Consider the following 24,788-nt stretch of genomic DNA (forward strand, 5'->3'; position numbering starts at 1 on the left):
CAACATGGTTGCTAGCGGGTAAGGGCGTCTTCCATTACCTGGCTTTGGATAAAAAGGCTCAATGACGGCTTCTAATCGAGACCAGGGAATCAGCTTCTCCATTCTGAGTAAGAACTTCTCTTTACGAGTCTGTCGCTTTTTTTGGGTGAACTCGCAGTCGGCAAACGTGAGCTGATTCTTCATGGTGAACTCCAAATATGAGCTGATGGTAGATTAGCTCACAAGGAACTTGTTCACACCTTCCCTAGCCTCATGATGCTTGAGCACAAACTCATAGTTATGCTTACCCAACCTGCAGGACTTAGTTTCTCGTTCCATTACAATTTTGGGATCATTTTTAGCTGAGTCAAGAGAGCCAATATAAGAAGTTAGTTTTAAACCTTCAGATTGATTACATATATATTTAAAACCGACATCAATACCTACTTCAGCCTCAGAAAGCAAAGGAAAAAGACATAAAATAATAGCAAGAAACCTCATTTTCATTCCTAAGCACAATAAAATTCAACTGTGTTACAGCTCTAAATCAACTAGCTTTACGCTTCTTTCTACTCTGTCCGATCTTTCTTGCTTGCCTTTATTTCACTTACTTGAACCCATACAGTACTGAAAGAAAGAGGTATTTGAAGCAACTCGTGATCTTGCCATAAGATCTGAAGGTGAAGTCTCTACTCACCGTGGAGACAACGGGAAAATCCGTGCTAAACACAGTTATGGTAATGATCCAAAGAAAACTAAAGGTTGAATCGAGAGGGTGATGCTGCTGTACACCCTTCAGTGCATTCACAACTACCAAAGACAATTATTCAGCGGTCGATTAAGCTTGTTGAAGAAAGCTACGCCCTATGTGAGTCTAAGTTGCAGCTTCTGGTACAAAACTGATTTTTACTTTGTAGCCGATTGCTTTGGCATAGTCTTCGATAGTTGACAGTTTTGGAGACGTTTTCGAATTGACATTCTCCAAGCGTGAAATATTGCTTTTTTGGGTATGCAAAATTTCCGCCATCTCTTCCTGGGTTAAACCCGCCTCTTTTCGAAGGGCAATCAACTGCTTGCGCAGTTCATAGGCAAGTTCCAGCTCTTCATATTCAGCCCTCACTTTAGCGTCTTTGAGTGCTTTTTGCTTGAAATCAGAAAATGTTGGCCTTGTCATTTTTTGACCTCCTTCATACGTTTCCTGGCGAGCTCCAGCTCTTTTTTGGGCGTTTTCTGAGTTTTCTTTATGAAGGCGTTAAGGATAATGACCTCTCGCCCCTTGACCTGACAAAACAGAGAACGACCTATGCCTTCTTTGCCTTTTGCTCTAATCTCGAAGAGACCATCACCCAATGAAGCTGTATAAGGCTTGCCCAAAGCAGGGCCAAACTCTTCAATCATTTCAGCTATATGGATGAAGTTAGCCAAGATTCCGTCCGGGAAGCTCAGAGTCTCCTCCTCAACCTTCTTGCTGTAAAACGTAATTCGCCACTTCATACAGAAAGGTTATCATATATGATAACTTTCGCAAGAAATAGTTCCCTGCAGCCTAAAACGTGCGGATAGTGTTCATTCATGAAATCTGGAACCCATTCGTAAATATTTGGCCGTTCCTTACTTGCCTAAAATCAAGGGGAAAATTTAATTTCCTGCTCAAATCCTTCTAACGTTTTGGGTACCTTACTGATTTAATTTGAGCTTTTATCAGTTCAATTTCATAGTTAAGTTTTTGTAGACTCTTCTTTGATATTTGGTCTTGTAACGGCTGTATTTTTTTATGCCAACTCATAAATCCATAGATCATCAAAGCCATAGAGATCAAAAAGAACAAGGCAATTATATTCATAAAAAACTTCTTATCTGATGTATCAATATCCTTTTGTGCTTCTAAAATAAATCTCTTTGCTTCTTGCTCTTTTGATAGAGTTTCAATATTTTTAAGAGCCTGAAGCTCTATATATCTATCAAAAGCTTTATCATTGTAGTTTTGATGACTCTGCACAAACATAAAAGCAGTTGCTATGAATAGGAGCAAACCAAAAAGCGCATAAAATTTAAATATATTATCAGTTGGTACTGGTACTTTAGATTGCATACTCTTCTGCTCATTTCTAATACAATTGGGACGTATTCATGAATGGAGAATTTACACACCGGCACACTACCGCCTGAGATCTGTCAGGCCGACTTCTACCCGACTCGCGACGTTCCCTATGCAAATACTGTTTCCTGCTCATTGTTATTGTTCTAGCTGAACCCGCTCTCTCCCAATACTTCTGAGCAATCACTTGCTACTGGCAGGTTCGGCCCTCATTCTCCAGTATTCCCTGCTTTTTAACAAGGCACTTGCTTGAACTTCGTCGCTTATCTTTTTGACTACTTTCACCACGAAAATTTTTCATAGCTGACTTTTTATGAACAAAATTTAATCTCCCGAACACGCTCTGTTTATCCACAAACCTCTACATTGGAACCATGACTGACTTCCTCCCCTATTGAGGTAAATGATGGAAAAGTGGATTAATCAATTAAAAAACGGCTTTGCACAGGTAAAAGCTGCCTTTTTTGAGCAGCGTGATGGCGCCGCTATCAGCCCTTTTAAAGCGATTCTGGGTACTGTCATTCTGACCGGTTTGTTTGTACTGATGCTGCCGCTGATCATGCTGATTTTTATGGTTCAGATGGGGCTGATTCTGGTGGGCATGGTGGCGGTGCTTTTTATGGGTACCCGAAAGCAGACTGGCTTGTGGCCTAGAGAGGAGAAGCTGGTTAACCCAAAACCGGAGCCTGCTGAGACGGATAAGAAAGCAGAAAGCGATCAGGAAAAACATCCATAACTGAAGAACTCAGATCTTGTTGAAGTATTATATATTGGGCTACGACAGCCTCAGTCCGAAAGGGTTTTGAAAGGGCATGCACAGAGAAGTTTATTCCCGACAATTCCCATAGAGTCTTCCAGGGAATGTGCGCTTTTAAATCCGAGGCAGCATTTTCATAGTAAACACTTTCTGGATAAGGTATTTTTCGTCGACTTATCGACTGACCGGGTGATCTTTGTGGCTACTGTTATCCTCATTGTGTTTATTGCTGTCATGCTGTTCTGGGGCAAGCGCCGCTTTGATCAGAAAAAGCAGCTGGCTGCAGAAGCCCTGACCCAGGGTCAGGCTTTTCTGGAAAAGAATCAGAATGAAGAAGGCGTCATGACCACTGAATCCGGATTGCAGTACAAGGTGCTGGAAAAAGGAGAAGGTTCTGAACAGCCTTCAGCCACCAGCAAGGTCAAGGTGCACTACCATGGCACGCTGATTAACGGACAGGTGTTTGACAGTTCTGTAGACCGTGGCCAACCCATTTCTTTTGGATTGAATCAGGTGATTCCGGGCTGGACAGAAGGATTGCAAATGATGTCAGTGGGCGACAAGTTCCGTCTGTTTATCCCTGCCAATCTTGCCTATGGCAGCGGCGGCGCCGGTAAAATTCCGGGAAACTCTGCACTGATTTTTGATGTGGAACTGCTGGGTATCGAATAAGCCATTCAGGCTTGAACGCAGGGCAGAGAAATCTCTGCCCCATTGTCTTTAAGACTTACTCTTCAACAACCCCCTGCTTGCGCAGGTAATCGTCGTAAGTACCGTGGAAATCGACGATGCCGTCTTCTGTAATTTCAATGATACGAGTGGCCAGCGACGATACAAACTGACGGTCATGGCTGACAAAAATCAGTGTGCCCGGGTAGTTTTCCAACGCCAGGTTCAGAGATTCAATGGATTCCATGTCCATGTGGTTGGTAGGTTCATCCATCAGCAGTACGTTAGGCTTTTGCTGAATCAGCTTACCAAACAACATACGACCCTGCTCACCACCGGAGATCACCCGCACGGACTTTTTAATGTCGCTCTGGGAGAACAGCATACGACCCAGTACGCCACGAATAACCTGCTCGTCGTCGCCTTCGTTCATCCATTGGCTCATCCAGTCGTACAGGTTCATGTCCATGTCGAAATCGTCGCTGTGGTTCTGGGCGTAGTAACCAATGTCAGCGTTTTCAGACCACTGGATGTCACCACTCTTTGGCGCCATCTTCCCGGCCAGTGTGTGCAGCAGTGTGGATTTACCAATACCGTTCTGACCGATAATGGCAATGCGCTCACCCACTTCAACCATCAGGTCTACGTCGGAGAACAGCATGTTCTCTTCATAGCCCTGGGACATTTTTTCCATAACCAGAGCGTTACGGAACAGCTTCTTCTCCTGCTCGAAACGGATGAACGGGTTCTGACGGCTGGATGGCTTGATCTCTTCAAGCTTGATCTTGTCGATCAGCTTGGCTCTGGACGTTGCCTGTTTGGCTTTGGAAGCGTTGGCCGAGAAGCGGCTGACAAAGTTTTGCAGTTCAGCAATCTGGGCTTTCTTCTTGGCGTTATCGGCCTGCATGCGCTCACGAACCTGGGTAGCCGCCGTCATGTACTCGTCATAGTTGCCCGGGAACATTCGCAGTTCGCCGTAGTCCAGGTCTGCCATGTGAGTGCAGACACTGTTCAGGAAGTGACGGTCGTGGGAGATGATGATCATGGTGCAGTCACGCTGCTTGAGCACACCTTCCAGCCAGCGGATGGCATTAATGTCCAGGTTGTTGGTGGGTTCGTCCAGCAGCATGATGTCTGGGTCTGCAAAAAGAACCTGAGCCAACAGGACACGCAGTTTCCAGCCTGGGGCTACAGCACTCATAGGGCCATAGTGCTGTTCCAGGGGGATATCCAGTCCCAGCAACAGTTCTCCGGCACGGGCTTCGGCAGAGTAACCGTCCATTTCACCAAACTGAACTTCCAGATCCGCTACCCGCATGCCTTCTTCTTCAGACATGTCGCCCTTGGCGTAAATGCGATCGCGCTCTTCCTTAACCTTCCAGAGTTCTGCATGACCCATGATCACGGTGTCGATGACCGTGTTTTCTTCGTAGGCAAACTGATCCTGATTCAGCTTGGCAATACGTTCGTTGGGGTCGTAGTTGATATTGCCTGCAGAAGGCTCCAGCTCACCGCTGATAATCTTCATCAGGGTGGATTTACCACAGCCATTGGCGCCAATCAGCCCGTAACGGTTGCCGTCGCCAAATTTAACGGAAATATCTTCAAACAGGGGCTTGTCCCCAAATTGCATGGTGATATTGGCTGTAGTAATCAAATGTTGCCCCTGCCATTAAAAAAGGAATGGTTAAAAAGCCGCGCAGATTACCGTGCTGTGCTGCAGAGTTCAATCAGTGCTGCTGTCAGCCCGAGAATAAAAAACACCCCAAGCCATAGCTGGCTCTGAATTATTTTTTTATTCAACTGTCTTATTAACTTGTCACTTTAAACAATAAAAATAAATCATAGCCTGCTGCCCATCCTCTAGACTTCCTAGTCGTAAGATAAATTCGATTATTCATTCATAATAATTTTTCTGAAATATCTCATCCCCCTTCCAGCTTCAAAGGAGGCTGATATGAGATCTTTAGCACGTACTTTTTATTGTCTCTCCCTGACGGCATTCACCGCTCTGGCACATGCCACCCCTGCCCCGGAAGACGACATTCTTGACTCGCTGAACTGGTGTCCTCTGGCCGAAGTCAGTAATACTGTCAGTGTTTTCATCTCCTCCGATAGTAATAACCGGGGGTTTACTACCCTGGGTCGATTTAAGAGTCCAACGGACAGCCAGGATGAATACTCACTGGCTTTTTCTCCGGGTAATCGGTGGATACCTGCCGCAAGCCTCTACCGCGATGATATTCATTGCCTTGAATCGCCCTGCAACTACGACAATTTCCGATTCAGGGTTGACCCGTACTATCTGAAGGATGGCGTTGACCTGCAAGTACTGTGCGACAATGATGATATTGTCCACCGTTTCATTGAAATAAACGATGACCTGCCCATTCCGGCTATCAACCTGCCAACCATTAATCAGTCCCAACAACACCTTTGTCTTACCAGCTACGGTACAGGGCTGGGATTTACAGACAATGACGAATGCACTCTCTTTGCTCTGGAGAAGCAAAGCTACTCGTCACAATCAGTACTCACTACCCCTTTTTATTATCTGATAGCAACACCTCGTGTGACCTGGTTTGAATCGCAGGATGCCCATCGTTCAAAAGTTCACACCTGGAGCAAACCCACAAAGCCCTTATCTGAGATCAAGACATTTTCCAGTGGTGGTGTACCTTTGCATGTCAGCTACTGCAAGCACTATGCAAGGGACTCATCGGGCAGAATCACTCCCAGAATAGGCGTGGAACTTATTCAGGATTCAGACAGTGCCTTTGCCAACAGCCGTTGCCATTTTATTAGCGAACGTAGCACCACCACTCAACCGCCTGCGATTGCTTTCACCCTATACGATGAAATGCTTGGGTATGAGCGCGTGGTACTCGATGTGACTTCTGACTGGACGCCTGTCACTCAATACCGGGAAGAAGCCCGGGCAGGCTGTCTGCTGATCGACGGGCAAAGCCGTTGCTATAACTTCTGTCGCGTTCAGAATGAAGATGAGATTGGCGGTGACCTGGATCACCCCAGATATGAATACCTTTATGGTTATTTACTGGAGGGTAGTAACCAGTGCAAGGTTATTGGCATTGCTTTCAACCATAAGGGCGATAAAAGCTATAGTCAGGCAGCCAGCGCTAACAAAATGGAAATTTATACTGCAGGAGCCTCCCTTTCATCCTCGGCCAATATAACTTCAGCCAGCATTATTCTGGTAGTAGCCACTTTTATTGGCATCCTTGTCAGCCTTTAATATTGGTAGCTCTGGCCGCATACATTGCGGCCAGGCCTTCTCAAACTTACTGCTGCATTTTTTGGCGATAACCTCTCAAAGCCTGCTCAATCTGGCGATTAGCCGGAAACTGCTGCAACGCCTTATCCAATACTTCTACCGCCTCGGCTTTCTTGCCAACACTGAACAGAGCTACACCGTAGACATACACATAGCGTTCATTGGTGGGCTCCAGCTCTACCGCTTTACGGAGGAAACTGGTGGATTCACCGGTGCGCTTCTGCCTTACCAGATAGAGCCCCATGCTGTGGTTTAGAGCAGCAGATGAACCATCAACCTCCAAACCTTTCTTAAGCCACTCATTCTCCTTCTGAGGTTGAGCCGTTCGGCGATAGAACTCAGACAGATTGGTGTACACAGGGGTAAAGTAAGGCTCAATCTCAGCTGCCTTCAAAAACTCGGCTTCTGCCTTGTACGCCATGCCCAGATCCAGATAGAACTGCCCCAGATTCAAACGGCCACCGGCACGATCGCTGCTCAGGCGCTGAGTGGTAACGTACTCACTGGTCAGCATTTGCTTCTGGTTCTGTTGAGCCGGTGTCAGTTGTTGATCAGGCACAGAAGCCATCAATCTGGCCACTTCCAGCCTTACCGCCTTGGAAGGATCATCCATCAAAGGAGCCAAGAGCTGAACCCTGATATTGGCAGGTGCAATTTGCAGTGATGCTACCGCAGCGGAACGCACCAAAGGATCGTTATCTTTCAGGTTCCTTTGTACAGTAGGCAGCAGATCACCGTTCAGATAATTGCCCATTTCATTCAGCGCCGTAGCCCTGACGATGGGGGCAAATTCCTGACTCTCGGCAATGGCTCTCAACTGTTCACCAGCATTGTAGGCACCGGTTCGGGCCGCATGGAATGCTGTGGCAAACTCTGGGCGCTGTCGCCACTCTTTACCATGCCAGCTGTCCATAGTGTTGGCAGCCCACTCATTACTCTTGTCGGTATGACATTGAACACAGGCGTTTGACGTTCCCAGTTTGGCGCTAAGGTCTGGTCTTGGAATCCGGAAACTGTGATCCTTGCGCGGATCGACCACCATGTAGGTTTTCTCCGGCATATGACAGCTGCTGCACTGAGCACCAGGGCTTTTCGGTTCATGGAAGGTGTGTTTGGGTGTATCAAACTCTTTAGGACTATGGCACTGGGCACAGACCTGATTGCCTTCAGCTTTCAGTTTGCCTGAATGTGGATTATGACAATTGGAACAAGTCACCCCTGCCTCGAACATTTTGCTCTGCTTGAAAGAACCATATACAAAGACTTCGTCGTTAATCTGACCGTCAGCTTCATACAAGACATTGGTCAGTAGCGACGGCATGAAATTATCGGTCATAACTTTATTGACCGCTGGCTTCGAGGCAATCTGTTCACGACGTGAATGACACTGGCCACAGGTTTCCACCTGCTGCTGGGCTTTGACTTCCAGAGGACGGGCAATGTCGCTGTCTTTATCCCAGACCCACTTCACCTGATCCGACAGATCAACAATAAAACCTTTATTACTGATCGTATCCTTTGGATTCTCTGCCCACTCCAGATGCTTACTGGCAGGCCCGTGACAACTCTCACACCCTACCCCGGACTCAGCCCAGTCAGTGGTGTAGCTGTGATCTTCCGGCTGGTAGTTCCTTTTATAGTCAGTGGTATGGCACTCAATGCACATCTGGTTAGCGTTCTGGGTGATTTTGGTCCAGTGCAGCGGGTCTTTGAAATTGACTTTTTCATCAGGGTACAAGTGGAACCAGCGTTGCCCGCCTTCTTTAACGGCTCGGGAATCCCAGGCCAGACTCAACGGCTGAATGTGTCCCTTACCAAAGTCCACCAGGTACTGCTGCAGTGGGTAATCACCAATGGTGTACAGCACTTTATAAGGTTTGAGTTTACCGTCGGGCCCGTCGGTTTCCACCATCAGGTCACTGCCCTGTTTGAAGAACCGGCTTACTACACCTTCGTATTGATAGGTTTTGTTGTTGAAGTCGCCCAGCACATTCTTAGCTGTAGCTTCTTGCAGAGCAGAGTGATGCTGACTGGCCTTCCAGTCTTTAAACTGTTCGGTATGACAGGCGACACAAGCCTGACTACCAACATAGTCTTGAGCGGCCAGTGTAGCGCTGGCAAAGGAAAATAAGGCACTGAACAGCCATAGGAAACAGCAAGCCGCTTTTGTCATTCCCGAAGGCAAAAGGCGCTTCACTGCACGGTAGAAGGATTCGAAGATCGTGCTGACAGCTTTCATTGTGATCTTTTAATTGTTCTGAGTAATTAGAATAAGCGTGCCATTCTATCTTCTTGGAGGATGACAACCCAGCATTTTAAGACGCCCGACTGCTATCAGGCTGTTCTATCCTGATTACGTCGTCAAAGCAGAAGCCTTCAACATGCCATCACGAGCGGGGATCACATGCCTGATTATTCTGGCGATAACGGGTAAAGTCCGGGCAGAAGACCAAAACCACTGGTACTGGCAGCCTTATGGTCCAGAAGCCCCCATTGCCATCCACAAGGATGTAATTGATGACTTCTCAGCCTTTATCTGCAGAGCCAGAAAAGAAGAGGGGTATTGGCAGGCAGGTATGCTGAATAAGCAAGGCAGTGCTTGTGTGATTCTTGAAGACGGCTCAGAGAATGAATATTTCGAGTTGCCTATGGGAAAAGGATTTCAGCGTTTCGAATGGCAGTCTCGTCCTGCTCGAGGTGTTATATTCAACGCAATGCGAGCTTCATCAAAACCCGAAGACCATTCATTTTATAGCCTTGAACTGCAGTCGCAGATCTGGTGCCGGTTCAGATTCGAAGGGGTCTATGTAACTGGAGTCATCAGTGACGGTAGATCCGCTATCTGTAAAACATTGAGTGAACGAAACTCTGAGCAATTTGAAATTGCCACATACCAGACTCTTTTTGAATGGCCGGAAATAACACCTTATCTGTTTATGGTCGCAGTAGCAGGCTGTGTCATTCTGCTCGTCAAATACGCCAGATAATCTCAGGGTTATAAAATACAACACCAGCCGTTTTGATAATATTGCACAAACCTAGCACGGCTGTTTTCACGGGTCAGCCCCGGTGTTCTTCTGAGAAAAGTTAATACCTGATTAGCAGTGACTGGAATATTTTCACTGTAGTTCAGCTCTGCAGCAAGCGCCTGGGCCAGAGTCCGTTGCTCAGCATCTGACATATCAGCCACCAGCTCAGGTGCAGCTTCAGCCCCTGCTGGCTGAGTTTCTTCTATTGCTTGAACACTGCATGTCTCTCCTGCAATCCCCTGACTTGTCATACATTGTGTACAGAGCACCTTATGCTTATGGCACTTCTGCAGGCAAACCCGGTGAACCAGCAACCCATGTCCGCATTTCAGAGGCAACAAATCGCCTTCTTCACTGCCGTCAAAACAGATCAGACAACTATTCTCAGCCATATCGATGCATCCAGGACAGCGCCAGCCATCTGCTGTGTCTTCACCGCCAACTTTCAACTTCTGACAGCCCTGACAAGGCTGACTCTGGCTATCCGGTTCTCCAGCAGCTTCTATTAATTGCCAGCAGACCTGGCACTGTGCGCCATTAACCTGTACGGGATAGATCCTACAATGACTGCAGGTGTAGCCTTCCCTATCAATACGGAAAAAAGAACCAGTAATTTCTTCATCAGAATCCGTTCTCAGTAATTTCAAACAGGAATGACACAGACACTCCCCGGGTTCTGCACGTCTCACTTTGCATTGACGACAAATTAAACTGGAAGGATTGGACGGGTCATCCTCTTCAGGAGGATCGGGCTTACGTTGGCATTGATACACCTTGCTTCCCACTACAACGGCTTTTGACTCCTCCGCTGAGTTTTTGTCGGTTTCCTGAACGGCCACGGGCAAAATCATCAACGTTTCATTGTGATAAAAAGCCCACGTTTCTTCGCCAGAATCCCTATACAACAGATCATCATTGGATGCCTTCAATATCAATGAGTCAGGAGACTCTTTAAACATTGCCAGCAAAACTATTGAAGCAAGCAGCGACACCTCCTGCTTGTCAAAAGTGGCATGGGACATGGTGGATACCATGGCCAGGATCAACAACCCTGTCAGCCAGTGACAAATATTCCCCCAATCTTTTTTCATTATCTGAAGCCAAGGCATGGCAAGGTTTTTCAAAAGACCTCTGTTCAACTGTCCGCAAAGGGACATTGATTATAGACAGGCCATCACAGGACTTTTTAAGAATGTAAACTATGCTTCACGTAGCATTCACAGGACTATGGGTCTTATCATGCTTAGACTAACCAAACCCATTTTCAGTTTCTCGATTGGTTTTGTACTGATTTTTGTATTCAATGCCAGAGTGAATGGAAATACTGTGACGACAGAGTGCATCCAGCCGGAAACCTATTCATTTCATCAGGAATATTTCATTGATAAGATCGACATACCTTTTGATGGAATCTTTTTCAATATTCAACACTCTCACTATGAGTCCATTCTCAAATTTGTCGAGCCCATCCTGAGACCCAATGAGTGCATGATGCTCTTTGCGTCCCTTGTCAGAACTAAAGAAGTACTCGTCAGTAAAGTGTCTTTTGTAAAACGAAGACTTCAAGTAGATGGTAATGAACGCATTCATGTTATCAATACGAGAAGAGGCCCACTGTGCACACTCTGCAATGTTATATACGGCAGTAAAAGCGAAATAGTATCCAGCCCGCTATATATCAATGGAGCTTATGTTAATCATTGCACCACTCTCCGTAAGCCAGAAGCTTCAGTTCAGCTAGTCAGTGAACAATCGTTGCAAGCTCAATGACATACACAGAGACCATCCTCCTATAGAGTAACAGTCTAATTTCACTGACAAACGTTGCACTCGCTGAAACCTCACGGCATGCTAATGATCATCGATCACCCTCCCCTGTTGTAAAGCCGAATTCGGGGAAATAACAAACAATGAGGCTTCAACATGAGCCAACAGAGTCAGCTGGCACTGCTGGGTAAAAAACGCTTTCTTCCTTTTTTCCTGACCCAGTTTCTGGGTGCTTTTAACGACAACATCTACAAGAATTCACTGTTGCTGATGGTGGCTTTTGCCGCTGCTGACAGCCTGCCTTTTAATTCGGACCTGTTCATTAACCTGGCAGCCGGACTGTTCATTTTGCCCTTCTTCCTGTTTTCCAGTGCCGCTGGGCAAATCTGTGACAAGTATGAAAAGTCGATGATTATCCGTCGGGTTAAACTGCTGGAGATTGTCATCATGGCAGTGGCTTCCGGCTTTATCATTACCCAGAACTATCTAGTGCTTTTGATTCTGTTGTTTTTAATGGGGACCCAGAGTGCTTTTTTCGGGCCGGTTAAATACGCCATTATTCCTCAGCATCTGAAAGATGATGAATTAATAGGCGGCAACGCACTGGTTGAGATGGGTACTTTTGTGGCTATTCTGGCGGGTACACTGGGCGCCGGTATTCTGATCGAACAGCCTGATGCTCATATCTGGGTCGCTGTCTCAGTGGTTCTTTTTGCAGTTCTGGGTTATCTGGTGTGTCGTTTCATTCCTGAAGCCTCGGCTGCAGCGCCTGATCTGAAAATGAACTGGAACCTGTTCCAGCAGAGCCTGATCATGATCCGGGAAACCCGATCAAACGACAGCGTACATAAATCCATTATTGCCATTTCCTGGTTCTGGGCTCTGGGTGCGGCTTATCTGACACAGCTGCCCAATCTGGCCAGCGAAGTATTGAGAGGCAGCCCACAGGTTGTCAGTATTATGCTGGCCATGTTCACCATTGGTGTAGCCGCAGGTTCGCTGTTTTGTGGAAGGCTTTCAAAGGGTCAAGTAGAACCGGGCATTGTTCCTATTGGAGCTTTGGGTCTGAGCTTATTCGGCATTGATCTGCATTTTGCTATCACTCCTGCAACCACAAGCGATTTGCTGAGCATCAGTGCCTTCATAGAAAACAGTGAAAACCTGAGAGTGCTGTTGGATCTAAGTATGATCGGCTTTTTTGGTGGTCTGTTTATTGTGCCGCTTTACGCGATGGTGCAACAGAGAACACCTGAAAACCGTCGTGCACAGGCCATAGCGGCTCTGAACGTTCAGAACTCTCTTTATATGGTGGGCAGCGCGGTATTTGGAATGATCTTCCTGGGGATGCTGGAACTGTCTATTGAACAGTTTTTCCTGACGCTGGGTGTGCTTAATCTGATGGTCTGCGCCCTGATTTTCCGTCGGGTGCCTGAGTTTATCGAACGTTTTGTGGGTCGCTTTGTAAAAGCGGACAGCTCCGGTTAATAGCATTCCCTGCCGTTTAACCAAACAGCCCTGCTGACAAAGCAGGGCTGTTTGGTTTCGAGCCGACAATCAATCAGATCAGTTTTCGGGCGGCTTCTACCACCACCGAAATCACTGTCGATTCCGTGTTTTTGACTTTGGATTCGTCCGGTATCTCTTTTTCATTCCGATTTACAATCACTCCGGCCACACAGCCTGAACGCCAGCCATGAGAAGCACACATTGTCATCAATGTTGCCGCTTCCATTTCATAGTTCAGCACATTCATGGCCTGCCACTCTTCCATGGAGTTCTTGAATCTGCGGGTTACCCGACCGGATACCGTGTCATACCGTTCCTGTCCCGGATAAAAGGTATCGGAAGACGCTGTCACACCCACATGAGGCTTCTGTCCAGACTCAACAGCGGCTTCAACTAATGCTGTCGTGCAGTAATGATCCGCTACTGCCGGAAACTCCATGGGAGCAAAATGTGTGCTGGCGCCATCAAGGCGAACCGCACCAGTCGTTACAACAATGTCACCCACATGGACATTGGGCTGAATGGCTCCTGTTGTGCCTACCCTGAGAAACGTCCGAATACCCAACTGAGCCAATTCTTCTACAGCAATAGAAGTGGATGGACCACCAATACCGGTAGAACAAACCACCACCGGAGTGCCATCCAGAAAGCCCAGCATGCTGGTGAACTCACGGGTACTGGCCAGTGGGTGAGGGTCGTCCAACAGGGCAGCGATTCGCTCTACCCGCTTGGGATCACCCGGCAGGATCGCCAGCTCAGCCCCTCTGAGCATCATCTTTTTGAGACCTAAGTGGAATACGTCACTCATCACTTCACCTCTGCTGAATGATGAAAAGGGAATAAATTAAGACTACATCAGCCTCAGGATGAGCACACTGAAAATACCAAAAGTTAAGATGAAAACTTTTTAACCGTGACTGCAAAGAATTTGATGTTGCCAGAAAGACTAACCCTTCTGTCAGTGATCTCCGAGCACTACTGCATCATGCTAAGGCATGAATCTGCATTGATTTCAGGAGAGAGAACATGGATGGAATGCCCCCCGTAGATCCCAATTGGCGACCTACGCCCAAGCCTAGAAGGACCATCAACGGCAAGCCTGTGAATCAGGCTGGGCAGCATACTGTGCTGGGAACGTGTTCTGCTCTCGAAAGCGGCGAAACCAAAGGCTTGAACACCCCTGATCAAAAACCATCTCCACCCATTGTCCCCAGGAGAGTTTCACCTCCTACGGTTCCGGATCAGGCAACCATCCGTGAAGCCCTTATAGAAGGCGATTACGATGCTCTGGAATCCATATTCAGAAATAACCCACGAGCCAAAATGGAAGATGGCCAGAGTTTGATTCATTTCATCTGTAGAAACACATCCGATCCCTCAGTAATTAGTCGGTTAGGGCTTCAGGGTGCAAGTATGAATGACACCAATGATAGCTTGGAAACACCTCTGCATCTGGCTGCCTGGCAATGTAATAAAGATATGATCAGTGCTCTTCTGGAAGAACATGGCAATCCCAACGCACAGGATATAAATGGCTTAACACCTCTGCATATAGCCGTTAAGCAAAGATCTACAAAGGCTGTGGCCTTGTTGCTGGAAAAGAGAGGAAATCCTGAACTTAAAACCATCAACAACAATACCGCGTATGTTCATGCAGCCAAAGATGGCAATCTGGAGACCCTGAAAACTTTTAAAGACCATGGCTGGGACTGGCAGAAAGATACCAGAGCCCTGGAAGCATTACTGGGCTACCTGCACCACCATAGAGGAACCAGAGTCGAAAAAGGTACACTGCTGGCCTTAACCAAAGTGGCTGAAACACCTGACGACTGGAGAACCCTGCTGGCTTCAGGACTCGATTTAAAATGCCCGGAACTCAGCCTCTGCCTGCATGAAGCCATCGACAAGCATCAGTGGGATACGGTGAACTATCTGATTAGAAAAAACGGTGCCCACTTTTCCTGGCAGATAGGTCACGACGGACTGACGCCCTGGCAAAAACTGACTCATTCGGGTCAACATCAAGAAGCGGATCATCTGCAAACCGTGGTTCGTCAAAACTGGAGTCCGCAGGCACTCAAGTTGTTTGCTGAGTTGAATATCAGACAATTACTGAGCCAAGCACGAGCAGGCACTATGGGTGACAATTTTGACGTTGTCTGGCGTGACCTGCTCAAAACAGTAGCCCGCAAGAATAATTGGGATGACCTGCGCACATTCCTGAATGAGTTAATGCCACTGTCACTGCAGGCCCGTCCCCTGGATGCCAAGTACCCAGACCTGACCCTGATACTTCTGGATGACGACCCATACCGTATTGAAGCCAGTATGGGGTATCTGATGCAAAACCCATGGGCTAATGTCGTCCGCCTGAAACAAGACGGCACTTTCTACCCTATCTACGAGTCTGGACGAAAACCTCAGGCCAACAGCAAATTTGTTTTTGACGGTCACGGCCCCCGAATGCTGGGTCACAGCGGTACAGGCTTTGCCCGGATGATTGAAAAGCACCTGAGGGCTCGAAACTATCCTAATGAAATGCCTGTTCGCCTGACGTTATATGGATGCAGCAGTGGCCGAAGCCGGGCCATGGGTGGAGAATCTGACTTTATTCTCGATCTGGTTAAAAAAATGGGCGAGAGCTACAACCGCACTCCCGTCGTGACTTCTTCACGAGGCACTGTCGCTGTGTCTATGGACGGAGACATTATTTGTTACAACGGCAGAAAAGATCTATTTGGTGTCACCGAGGTGGATGAATGGCAAGGGGGAGATCGATTCTTGCACGTCACCAGCCGTTCAAGAAGAAACGTCAGAGCCAGGAACCGTTGCTATGACATGATTAACGAATACAAATATGAGAATGGAGACATCACAATCACGCCCAAACACTCAAAGAAAACAGCACCTGATGAGAGTGATGAGCTGCATACAATGAAAGCAGAGATGCCCTCTATGTGGAACCAGCCCTGGGCAGGGCGCCAATTCAAAAATGTTGGTTAACAAGACACTACCCAAAATTGTCAGGTATTGGATAGAGGCTTTATAACCGAGTTAAAACCAATGTTTAGTGATTCGTTATGCTGACCCAGGAATACTCTAACCATGCTCCTTCAGCGCCATCACTATATAATGCCGACACACTCATTATTTACCTGATTCCATGACCTTTATTGTCCCTCCCTGCCAGGAACCCTTAACCGAGTTATACCGGGATTCTGAACTGGTGGTGGTTATAAAACCCGCCGGATTGCTCAGTGTGCCTGGCCGCCCTCCCAATGATAAAGACAGTGCCCATGCAAGACTGCAGGCCATTGAGCCAGAAACCAGAGTGGTTCACAGGCTGGACATGTCCACTTCAGGATTAATGGTGTTTGGATTGAATGCTGACAGCCACAGGGAGCTGAGTCGCCAGTTTCAGGATCGGGAAGTGGAGAAAGGGTATATTGCAGAAGTCTGGGGAATGCCAGAGCAAGAGTCCGGAGAAATTTGCTTGCCATTAATCTGCGACTGGCCAAATCGCCCCAGACAGATGGTCGATCACGAACTGGGGAAAAGAGCCCTGACCCGCTATCGCCTGATGGCCAGCGACAGTGCTCATGGCAGAGTCTGGCTGGAACCTGTTACCGGTCGTTCACATCAACTCCGGGTTCATATGGCAGAGCTGGGACATCCGATTCTGGGCTGTGAGTTTTATGCCCATGATGAAGCCAAAGCCGCTTCCGAACGTCTGCACCTGCATGCCAGCCTGTTAATTTTCAAACACCCGACCACAGGCGAAACCATGAAGTTTGAAAGCCAGCCTTCTTTCTGAAGGCTGGCCAAAAGCCTGTCGAGATTAGAGGAAGAAGTAATACATCATAAAGATGCCACAAAGCACATACATGGTGGGTGATACTTCACGACCACGCCCCTGGGCAATCATGGAAATCGGGTAAAGCGTAAAGCCAAACGCAATTCCGTCTACCAGGCTGTACGACAGAATAGTAATGATAATGGTGAAGAAAGCTGGAATCTTGTATTCCATTTTTGTCCAGTCAATCTTCGCCATACTGCTCGCCATAAAGACACCCACAGCAATCAGTGCTGGCGAAGTACTGACTGTTGTAAACACAGCAATCAACGGGAAGAAGAATAAAGCAATCAGCATACAGGCAGCGGTCACCAGAGAAGTGAAACCGGTTCGGCCACCACTACCTAATGCTACTGCAGACTCAGAGTACGAGGTAATACTGCTGGTACCCAACACAGAGCCCACAATGGTACCGGAAGCATCAGCAAACAAGGCTGAGCGAACATTGGGAATGTTGCCTTTTTTATCGACTACACCGATCCCGTTGCACACGGCAATGATGGTGCCCACTGCATCAAAAAAGTCGATAAACAGGAAGGTGATGATGACCACCATCATTTCCATGGTGAAGACATTGGGCAGGTGACTGATAGCTGCACCAAAGGTTGGAGCCAGGCTTGGAGGTGCAGCCACAACACCTTCCGGCATCGGGTTTAAACCCACAGCAACGCCTACCAGTGTAGTCACCAGAACGCCAAAAAACACAGCCAGCTTTACACCTCTGGCAATAAGAAAAACGGTCATAACCAGACCGGCCAGAGCCAGCATGACGGAAGGCTCTGTCAAATTACCAAGCTGAACCAGAGTCGCTTTATTGTCGGTAATAATTCCAGCATTTCTCAAGCCAATAAAGCAGATAAAGAAGCCCAGGGCCGCCGTCACTGCATACTTCATATCGGCAGGTACAGCCTTGATCACTTTTTCCCGAACCCCACTGATTGAGAGCAGGAAGAAAATGATTCCGGAAACAAAAATACCGGCAATGGCGGTTTCCCAGGGGATATCCAGGGCGATAACGGTGCCATAAGTGAACAGAGCATTCATGCCCATGGCCGGAGCCAGAACAACCGGGTAACGGGCAAACACACCCATAATAAAACAGGCAAAAGCAGAAGAGAGTGCTGTCGCTGTGAACACAGCACCTTTATCCATGCCTGTGCTCCCCAGAATCGCAGGGTTCACACTCAGGATATAGGACATAGCCAGGAAAACGGTCAGGCCGGCGAATATTTCCGTTCTGAAGTTGGTGTTGAATTTATCGAATTCAAAGTACTGCTTAACGCTGTTCAGCATGTGACTCACTTATGTGGGAGCAATGTTGAAATAAAATGAATGCTGATTAAATATTTTTAATCACAACCCAAAAAGAATGCACTCGCCCATTAAAGCGGCCACATGATACAGACGTACAAGTATTAGAAAAGCAGAATTATTCCTTACCAGTATAAAAAAATACCGATGTATAATTTTTAATCTAAGTAGAAAGCTCATTCCTTATCGCAGTCGACACAAAAACCGAAGCTAACCCATCTCTTTTTCCGGCTTTATATTTATGTCCGATACCCCCCCCCCGTAGATATCCTGATAGGCAGCTTTATGAGCTTTTCCGGGAGTAAAAAAGCTAAGGACAACTCTCCATAGTTCACTTCTTGTAGGGCTGTGATACTGCCGAAAGTTTTTCAGTCGGGGTCTCAATGAATGCCTGCCAATCCATTTTTCAAAGCCTGCACAAGGCTGTTTGACAGACATCATCGATCGTCCAGCCTGCCCGTTGTAGTGGCTCTGGCGCTTTCCTTACCTGGCTTTACTTACGCCAACTCAGACATCAGAAAAGAGTCGGGAGCCTTTGAGTTTCATGCCCCTCTGTTTGATTCAGAGCTTGATGCGCCTGAACAGGACCCTCTTCAAAGTTTTATCGAGCAAAATGCCGGCCAGGAAATCTGGAGGGAATACAGACCTTCAGAAAACGACAATGTATGGACATTTTTTCAAAACCGCTCACTCTCTGAGCTGGATCTGATTGATCTGTTTAAGGCCGAGAATTCTCAAGCCTATTTGTCTAATCTCGAATCTGTTGAGAATATCCGTTACCAGCTCTACCAGAACAACCGGCTGGCAAGACTCAGTTTGACGATGACATCAGGAGAGACCATTCTGTTCCAAAAGAATGAGGACAGCCTCTTTACCCTGAGCATCAGCTCTGGCGATCAGTTGCCTGAATTCCAAACCTTTACCGGGGAGATTCACGGCAGCCTCTATGAAAGCGCCAGAAAAGCAGGCGTCTCGGCTTCCGCCATCCTCCAGTTTGCAACCATTTTTCAGTGGCAGATTGATTTCAACAAGGATCTGCGCGCAGGTGATCGGTTTGAGTTACTGATTGATGATTCTCTGAAAAACAGTCAGGGCTTTGATGGTGACATCCTGGCGGCCCGTCTGTATCAGGAAGACGAGATCCACACTGCGGTTCGCTACAGTGACGGCCAGTACTACACCCCTGAAGGCAAAATGCTGAGCAGTTCTTTCTCACGTTACCCACTGGGTAAAAAGAGTCGGGTCAGTTCGGGGTTTAATCTTGCCAGGAAACATCCGATCACCGGACAGGTTCGTCCACACCGTGGAACCGATTGGGCCGTGCCTGTTGGAACTGCGGTGTACGCTCCTGCAGACGGCTTTATTGTTAAGGCCCAAACCAATCATCCAGCCGCTGGTAACTTTATCGAGATGCGAAACGGCAGACGCTATGTCACTCGATACCTTCATCTCAGCCAGCTGAATGTGAAAGAGGGACAACAAGTTCGCAAAGGGGATTTGATTGGCAAAACAGGCAATACCGGTTTATCCACAGGTCCCCACCTGCATTACGAACTGTTTGTTGATGGTCAGGCGGTAGATGTTATGACTGCAAAACTGCCAACAGGTGAACCTTTACAAGGAGATGCACTGACGCGATTTAAAATGGCAACACAGCCACTGGTTACTGCTATGGATCAGGATTCTTCGAAAAAATTTGTAGCCAGCAAAGACAACAGTTCATCGGAAAGCTGACTGATTCTGAAAAACCGTGACTGTTTTCGAAATCAGTAAGAACAACCCCATGGGTCAAGGTATCAATACATAAGGTTGAGAGTTCGGGAGCCTGTCCGAGAATTGCGCTCGAGCATAAAGTTCAGTAGAACGAGTCAGATTTTTCACTCAACTTGTGCGAATAGTTTACCTATTTAATCAATTTGAGTGGAAAATCTGGCCGTTCTTTCTGGACTTTAGGCCGAGCTGTCTATTCTCGGGCAGGCTCCATGGCAAAGGCACCTGACATGCTAACTATGCCAAATGCGAAAGGCTGTATCTCAACCTGAATGCATTACCACCATGAGCCCCATAAAAATAAAAATGGTTTTACCGAAAGTGCCTCCACCACTTTCGAAATACCCTCAGGCCATGCAAAATAGCATTCATACAAAACAATAATAATAAAAATGCTGCTTCAGCATGTTTCGGGAGAATGAGGCACGACTATGAAAATGCGCACCCTGAGTGAATGGCTGGAAGCCTATGCCGAGAGCCACCAAAATCCTACCAATAAGCTGATCCACTGGATCTGCGTACCGGCCATTATGTTCAGCATCATCGGTATCGTATGGTCGTTCAGCACCACCGCTGTTTTTGTCCTCATGGCCATTACCATGATCTTCTACTTTATGCTTTCCCTGCCTCTTTCCATGGCAATTATCGGGGTTTACGCAGGCATGGCTTTCATTGCCGACAGTATTGGCGAACCACTGCTGATGGTCAGCATTGCTATTTTTGTTGTGTCCTGGGTCTTCCAGTTTGTGGGCCATAAAGTGGAAGGCAAAAAGCCCTCCTTTTTTGAAGACATCCAGTTTTTGCTGGTCGGCCCTCTCTGGTGCCTGAGCTTTCTGTTCAGCAAATGGAATCTGAGATATTGATCTACCAGGCTTGAGAGTAATCGGGCGTATCAGTGCCAGCAGGCGTATTGTCATCCGGTACCATTCCCGACACAACCTGTTTCAGTTGCAACTCACCGGTCCAGACTGGAAGATCCAGATCCTCCTGATCTTCATTTGCAGGGCCGGTTCTCACTTTAACCGAAGCTTCTTCCAACTCAATGGCCAAAATTGACGTAGCCTTCAATTCTTTTTCTGAAGGCGGACGTACATTTTGCCAGCGACCCGGTGCAATACCTTCCAGAAACAACTTGAGCGATTCGTTAACTTCAGCTGGATCATCCACCACCCTGAACTGCCCGAAAACAACAGCGGACCGATAATTAGTACTGTGATGAAAAGCAGACTTGGAGAGTACCATCCCGTCAATCAGTGTGGCCGTTACGCAACTGTGCGCGCCTTCAGTCAACGCCTTGATCATACGACTGCCACGGCTGCCATGAATATAGAGTTGATTACCCACCCTCCAGGCCAGCATGGGTATGACATAAGATTGTTCACCCACCGAAAAACCGACATGAGCCATACGAGCCTCATCAAAAATCTGGTAGAGCATTTCCCTGTCAAAAACCGCTCTGGCTGGTCCTCGTCTGATCTTTGTCCGTTGGGTTTGTGTTATTGGATTCATAATGACCTCCTGTTCGATTGGGTGGGTATTCATGCTATAAAAACATTGGTCCAACCAGCAGAGCCATTTTCTGAAAATAAAGAGTACCAATTTTTGATAAAAACCATCCCTGTTTCAGAACTTCAGGACCTCAAGCTCAGCCATAACCTTAAAGAACCACTGTTCAAGCAGATCTACTCAGCGCTTCGCAGCAAGATTCTCGAAGGATATCTGAAGCCAGGTACCAAACTGCCTGCCAGCCGGGCCCTGGCCAATCAATTGAAAGTCAGTCGGAACACCGTTATTGCAGCTTTTGATCAGTTGCTGGCCGAAGGTTATCCGGAGTCCAAAACGGGCTCGGGGACTTTTGTGGCCATTGAACTGCCAGAAAGCTGGCAACCCAATCCTGCCTCTCACAACTCAAAAGCTTCATCCCCCAGCGTCAAACTCTCTGACTATTCAGAGCATCTGAACCGAATGGATATGAGGAAAGAAATTGGAAACCATACATTTTGTGTGGGTGTACCGGATCTGCGAGCCTTTCCTCACAAAATCTGGAATCGTCTATGCCAGCAACTTCCCGCTACGGGTCTGACGTCATTGATGGGCTATGGACCACCCGAAGGCTATGAGCCTCTTCGGGAAGCCATTGCTGATTATGTTCGCACTTCAAGGTCGGTCCAATGCGAGACTCGCCAGATTATTGTTACTTCTGGTGCCCAACAGGCTCTGGATCTTTGTGCTCGTATTCTAATGAACCCTGGTCAAACGGCAGCGATAGAAGAGCCCGGTTATATTGGAGCCAGAAGAGCTCTGAGTTCTGCCGGAGCAGAAATTATGACCTGCCCGGTGGATAACCATGGTCTGATACTCAAGACACTGAAAAAAAGTCAGCGCAAACCAAAGCTGATCTATGTGACTCCCGCCCACCAATATCCTCTGGGAGCCATGATGCCGCTGGATAGAAGAATGGAACTGCTGGACTGGGCCTTTGAGCAGCAATGCTGGATTATTGAGGACGACTATGACAGCGAATACCATTACCAGAGTCGTCCAGTCGCTTCATTACAGGGACTTGCACGACAGCAGCAGGTCATCTACATGGGATCATTCAGCAAGGTGCTGTACCCATCCCTGCGACTGGGTTATCTGATCCTTCCTCCGGCATTAGTAGACGTTTTTACCAAAGCCAAGCAGGAACAAACCGGAATGACACCTATGCATACGCAAGCTGTAACCGCTGCTTTTATGCAGGAGGGTCACTTCAGTCGACACCTGAGACGCATGCGACTTCACTACGAAGAGAAACTCAATACACTCCTGCAAGCCTGCCAGGTTCTGAAGCCTTGGTGCTCAGTCCATGATCAGGGAGCTGGAATGCATCTGGCGCTTGAATTTAAAGCCGATATCAATGAGGTAGCAGTAGTCCAGCAGCTGAAAGAAAAGAAAATTCTGTGCAGCCCATTAAGCAGTTACTTCTATGGGAAGAATAAGCAGTACGGCCTGGTTTTAGGATTTACTAACAGTACTCCGGAAGAAATTAATCAGGGCGTTGCTGAGATTTATAAAGTACTTAAGGACAGTTAGGGCTTGTCTCGAGATAACTTCCCGATTTACACACGGACTCCGTTCACCCAGAGCTTGTCGATGGGTCGTGGTTTTGGGCTTCGACAGACTCAGCCAGAAATGTTGCAGCATGTGCAATCCGACATGAGCTATGATGTACTTTTGCTATAAAACCAAGAGACGATAAGGCTGGCCAATGAAGAAACTGAAGAACGAAGGTGAGCTGGTAAAAGAAGCACTGAGAATTGGGGCTATTTATGCACAAAAGCGCAAGGTCGGACAGTTTGAACCCACCGATTCTGCCAAACAGAAGATAGAATATCTGTACCGGCTGCTGGTTCATGACAAGCTGATACAACCTCTGGTAAAAGGTGAAGAGTCAGAGCCTAACATGAAACGCAAACTGGCCTTGTGGATTTCCCGCCAACTGCCCGAGAATCACCCTCTATTAAAATAAGATTCACAGTTCACGCTATGAACGTCAGATGCTGATTTAACCATCAGCATTGGCAGTAAACTTTTATGGCAAAATGAAGTAATTTCAGTAAACTTCGCCGCTCAAACATCACCCGTACCGGTAATTATGACCCTTACTCTTCGCTGCCCTGTCTGCCATGAGCCTTTGGCACAATCACTCCATACTTCCGGTACCGGTCTGGGCTGCAGCCAAAACCACCAGTTTGATCGTGCCAGACAAGGGTATTTCAACCTGTTGCCAGGCCACAAAAAGCGCAGTAAAAATCCGGGTGATGACAAAACAATGGTTCAGGCCAGAACCCGCTTTCTGGATAAAGGCTATTACCAGCCAGTAGCCAATGCACTGGTAAGCACTCTGACCAGACTTTCAGAAGCTTCCGATGAACCACTGTCCATACTCGACGCTGGCTGTGGTGAAGGTTTCTACACAGAACAGCTGCAACAGTCTTTTCCTGAAGCAGCGGTTGCAGGTATCGACATCTCCAAGCCAGCTATCATGGCTTGCTGTAAGAGAACCCAAGCCATTCAGTGGCTGGTCGCCAGCGTCAATGACATTCCAGTAAAAGATCAGGGTCTGAACGTCATTGTCAGTGTATTTTCACGCTGCGACTGGAAAGAATTCGCCCGGCTGTTAAAACCCGGTGAACAGGTGCTTGTATTGGCTCCGGGAGAACAACATTTACTGGCGCTCCGCCAGGAAATCTACGAAACCGTCAGACCCTATCCTGTTGATAAGTTGCTGGAGCAGCTGCCTGAAGATTTTTCTCTGTCAGAAACCTTACCGGTTCAAGGTGAAATGCTGCTCAATACCACCGAAGATATTCTGGACCTTCTGGCAATGACTCCCCATTACTGGCATGTTAAACCTTCCCAGAAAGAAAAGCTGGCCAGCCTGAGCACCCTTAAGTGCAGCTTTGATATGAAACTCTACGTGATCCAACGAGCATGATAGCCAATATAGAAGAAATAGAATGGGATGAGTCTCTTCCAATATGAAATGAGCCTGAAGAAGGGGCTGGTTTCTAACATGAAATGAGCCGACTTCAGCACTGTCGTTCATGATGAGGATATGAAAATCATCATGAACACCCATTTCATCAAAACCCTGGAGGATGTAAGAAGCCTCCTTTCACAAGCAGACTGTCTGGAGCCCGGCTGGGACTCCAAGGACGAATGTTACCGTTGGATTGAGCTAACCCTCAGCCACTTCAAATACCGTTCCC

General features: G+C 47.4%; 24 protein-coding genes and 1 pseudogene. 14 read left to right on the forward strand and 11 right to left on the reverse strand.

Features of this window, described 5'->3' with window-relative positions; all coding sequences use genetic code 11:
• Both WG89_RS12405 and WG89_RS12410 read right to left on the reverse strand, forming a co-directional pair.
• A partial coding sequence (locus tag WG89_RS12405; RefSeq protein ID WP_479686493.1) for a transposase occupies nt 1-183 on the reverse strand: 183 nt, incomplete at its 3' end.
• A gap of 30 nt (nt 184-213) precedes the next feature.
• Nucleotides 214-480 carry a hypothetical protein gene (locus WG89_RS12410; RefSeq protein WP_153301565.1) on the reverse strand — a complete coding sequence of 89 codons (267 nt, stop codon included), beginning with the start codon at nt 478-480 and terminating at the stop codon, nt 214-216.
• 142 nt (nt 481-622) lie between these two features.
• Between WG89_RS12410 and WG89_RS32900 the strand changes: the two are divergent.
• A pseudogene (locus WG89_RS32900) lies at nt 623-745 on the forward strand (DUF2188 domain-containing protein); the annotation flags it as partial.
• A gap of 108 nt (nt 746-853) precedes the next feature.
• Here WG89_RS32900 and WG89_RS12415 read toward each other — a convergent pair.
• The 3 genes from WG89_RS12415 to WG89_RS12425 all read right to left on the reverse strand — a co-directional run bounded on the left by WG89_RS12415 (nt 854) and on the right by WG89_RS12425 (nt 2,071).
• Nucleotides 854-1,153, reverse strand: a complete 300-nt coding sequence (locus WG89_RS12415; protein ID WP_062266408.1) for a helix-turn-helix domain-containing protein — start codon at nt 1,151-1,153, stop codon at nt 854-856.
• Nucleotides 1,150-1,473, reverse strand: coding sequence for a type II toxin-antitoxin system RelE/ParE family toxin (locus tag WG89_RS12420; RefSeq protein ID WP_062266411.1), 324 nt, complete (start codon nt 1,471-1,473; stop codon nt 1,150-1,152). The genes WG89_RS12415 and WG89_RS12420 overlap by 4 nt, the downstream gene beginning before the upstream one ends.
• A gap of 166 nt (nt 1,474-1,639) precedes the next feature.
• Nucleotides 1,640-2,071 carry a hypothetical protein gene (locus WG89_RS12425; protein WP_062266415.1) on the reverse strand — a complete coding sequence of 144 codons (432 nt, stop codon included), beginning with the start codon at nt 2,069-2,071 and terminating at the stop codon, nt 1,640-1,642.
• 409 nt (nt 2,072-2,480) lie between these two features.
• On the opposite strand from WG89_RS12425, the gene WG89_RS12430 reads away from it, so the two are divergent.
• Together WG89_RS12430 and WG89_RS12435 are read left to right on the forward strand one after the other, a co-directional pair.
• Nucleotides 2,481-2,813 carry a hypothetical protein gene (locus tag WG89_RS12430; RefSeq protein WP_062266419.1) on the forward strand — a complete coding sequence of 111 codons (333 nt, stop codon included), beginning with the start codon at nt 2,481-2,483 and terminating at the stop codon, nt 2,811-2,813.
• A 219-nt stretch (nt 2,814-3,032) separates the two neighbouring features.
• The gene (locus WG89_RS12435) at nt 3,033-3,506 is read left to right on the forward strand and encodes a BamJ family beta-barrel-assembly machinery protein (protein ID WP_245662913.1); all 474 of its coding nucleotides are present in this window, start codon (nt 3,033-3,035) and stop codon (nt 3,504-3,506) included.
• Between the two features lie 55 nt (nt 3,507-3,561).
• On the opposite strand, the gene WG89_RS12440 is transcribed toward WG89_RS12435, so the two are convergent.
• Nucleotides 3,562-5,160: an ABC-F family ATPase gene (locus tag WG89_RS12440; RefSeq protein ID WP_062266422.1), complete on the reverse strand. Its 1,599-nt coding sequence runs from the start codon at nt 5,158-5,160 to the stop codon at nt 3,562-3,564.
• 300 nt (nt 5,161-5,460) lie between these two features.
• Here WG89_RS12440 and WG89_RS12445 point away from each other — a divergent pair, with 300 nt between their 5' ends.
• Nucleotides 5,461-6,759, forward strand: a complete 1,299-nt coding sequence (locus WG89_RS12445) for a hypothetical protein (RefSeq protein ID WP_062266425.1) — start codon at nt 5,461-5,463, stop codon at nt 6,757-6,759.
• A 46-nt stretch (nt 6,760-6,805) separates the two neighbouring features.
• Here the strand turns inward: WG89_RS12445 and WG89_RS12450 are convergent, their stop codons facing one another.
• Complete coding sequence (locus WG89_RS12450; protein WP_062266428.1) at nt 6,806-9,037, reverse strand: multiheme c-type cytochrome; 2,232 nt, start codon at nt 9,035-9,037, stop codon at nt 6,806-6,808.
• Nucleotides 9,038-9,179: 142 nt separating this feature from the next.
• On the opposite strand from WG89_RS12450, the gene WG89_RS12455 reads away from it, so the two are divergent.
• The gene (locus WG89_RS12455; RefSeq protein ID WP_062266431.1) at nt 9,180-9,785 is read left to right on the forward strand and encodes a hypothetical protein; all 606 of its coding nucleotides are present in this window, start codon (nt 9,180-9,182) and stop codon (nt 9,783-9,785) included.
• Between the two features lie 8 nt (nt 9,786-9,793).
• On the opposite strand, the gene WG89_RS12460 is transcribed toward WG89_RS12455, so the two are convergent.
• Complete coding sequence (locus WG89_RS12460) at nt 9,794-10,918, reverse strand: hypothetical protein (RefSeq protein ID WP_153301567.1); 1,125 nt, start codon at nt 10,916-10,918, stop codon at nt 9,794-9,796.
• A gap of 148 nt (nt 10,919-11,066) precedes the next feature.
• On the opposite strand from WG89_RS12460, the gene WG89_RS12465 reads away from it, so the two are divergent.
• Together WG89_RS12465 and WG89_RS12470 are read left to right on the forward strand one after the other, a co-directional pair.
• Nucleotides 11,067-11,597, forward strand: a complete 531-nt coding sequence (locus WG89_RS12465) for a hypothetical protein (protein WP_153301568.1) — start codon at nt 11,067-11,069, stop codon at nt 11,595-11,597.
• 153 nt (nt 11,598-11,750) lie between these two features.
• On the forward strand, nt 11,751-13,079 hold the full coding sequence (locus WG89_RS12470; protein WP_062266440.1) for an MFS transporter: 1,329 nt from the start codon (nt 11,751-11,753) through the stop codon (nt 13,077-13,079).
• A 73-nt stretch (nt 13,080-13,152) separates the two neighbouring features.
• On the opposite strand, the gene udp is transcribed toward WG89_RS12470, so the two are convergent.
• Nucleotides 13,153-13,908 (reverse strand): uridine phosphorylase, encoded by a 756-nt coding sequence (gene udp / locus WG89_RS12475; RefSeq protein WP_062266444.1) that lies wholly within the window; start codon nt 13,906-13,908, stop codon nt 13,153-13,155.
• 218 nt (nt 13,909-14,126) lie between these two features.
• Between udp and WG89_RS12480 the strand changes: the two genes are divergently transcribed.
• Both WG89_RS12480 and WG89_RS12485 read left to right on the forward strand, forming a co-directional pair.
• On the forward strand, nt 14,127-16,103 hold the full coding sequence (locus tag WG89_RS12480) for an ankyrin repeat domain-containing protein (protein WP_062266448.1): 1,977 nt from the start codon (nt 14,127-14,129) through the stop codon (nt 16,101-16,103).
• 160 nt (nt 16,104-16,263) lie between these two features.
• Nucleotides 16,264-16,914, forward strand: a complete 651-nt coding sequence (locus tag WG89_RS12485; RefSeq protein ID WP_062266451.1) for a pseudouridine synthase — start codon at nt 16,264-16,266, stop codon at nt 16,912-16,914.
• Nucleotides 16,915-16,938: 24 nt separating this feature from the next.
• Here the strand turns inward: WG89_RS12485 and WG89_RS12490 are convergent, their stop codons facing one another.
• Nucleotides 16,939-18,246 (reverse strand): NCS2 family permease, encoded by a 1,308-nt coding sequence (locus WG89_RS12490; protein WP_062266465.1) that lies wholly within the window; start codon nt 18,244-18,246, stop codon nt 16,939-16,941.
• 405 nt (nt 18,247-18,651) lie between these two features.
• Here WG89_RS12490 and WG89_RS12495 point away from each other — a divergent pair, with 405 nt between their 5' ends.
• Nucleotides 18,652-19,998 (forward strand): peptidoglycan DD-metalloendopeptidase family protein, encoded by a 1,347-nt coding sequence (locus tag WG89_RS12495; protein ID WP_062266469.1) that lies wholly within the window; start codon nt 18,652-18,654, stop codon nt 19,996-19,998.
• 467 nt (nt 19,999-20,465) lie between these two features.
• Nucleotides 20,466-20,897 carry an Mpo1 family 2-hydroxy fatty acid dioxygenase gene (locus WG89_RS12500; RefSeq protein ID WP_245662914.1) on the forward strand — a complete coding sequence of 144 codons (432 nt, stop codon included), beginning with the start codon at nt 20,466-20,468 and terminating at the stop codon, nt 20,895-20,897.
• A gap of 1 nt (nt 20,898) precedes the next feature.
• Here the strand turns inward: WG89_RS12500 and WG89_RS12505 are convergent, their stop codons facing one another.
• On the reverse strand, nt 20,899-21,543 hold the full coding sequence (locus WG89_RS12505; protein ID WP_062266472.1) for a pyridoxamine 5'-phosphate oxidase family protein: 645 nt from the start codon (nt 21,541-21,543) through the stop codon (nt 20,899-20,901).
• A 93-nt stretch (nt 21,544-21,636) separates the two neighbouring features.
• Between WG89_RS12505 and pdxR the strand changes: the two genes are divergently transcribed.
• The 3 genes from pdxR to WG89_RS12520 all read left to right on the forward strand — a co-directional run bounded on the left by pdxR (nt 21,637) and on the right by WG89_RS12520 (nt 24,514).
• Nucleotides 21,637-23,109, forward strand: a complete 1,473-nt coding sequence (gene pdxR / locus WG89_RS12510) for a MocR-like pyridoxine biosynthesis transcription factor PdxR (protein WP_172806804.1) — start codon at nt 21,637-21,639, stop codon at nt 23,107-23,109.
• Nucleotides 23,110-23,284: 175 nt separating this feature from the next.
• On the forward strand, nt 23,285-23,545 hold the full coding sequence (locus WG89_RS12515; RefSeq protein ID WP_062266479.1) for a DUF5062 family protein: 261 nt from the start codon (nt 23,285-23,287) through the stop codon (nt 23,543-23,545).
• 126 nt (nt 23,546-23,671) lie between these two features.
• On the forward strand, nt 23,672-24,514 hold the full coding sequence (locus WG89_RS12520) for a putative RNA methyltransferase (protein ID WP_062266482.1): 843 nt from the start codon (nt 23,672-23,674) through the stop codon (nt 24,512-24,514).
• Nucleotides 24,515-24,788: the final 274 nt, after the last annotated feature.

The organism is Endozoicomonas arenosclerae, from assembly GCF_001562015.1.
Lineage (GTDB): Bacteria > Pseudomonadota > Gammaproteobacteria > Pseudomonadales > Endozoicomonadaceae > Endozoicomonas_A > Endozoicomonas_A arenosclerae.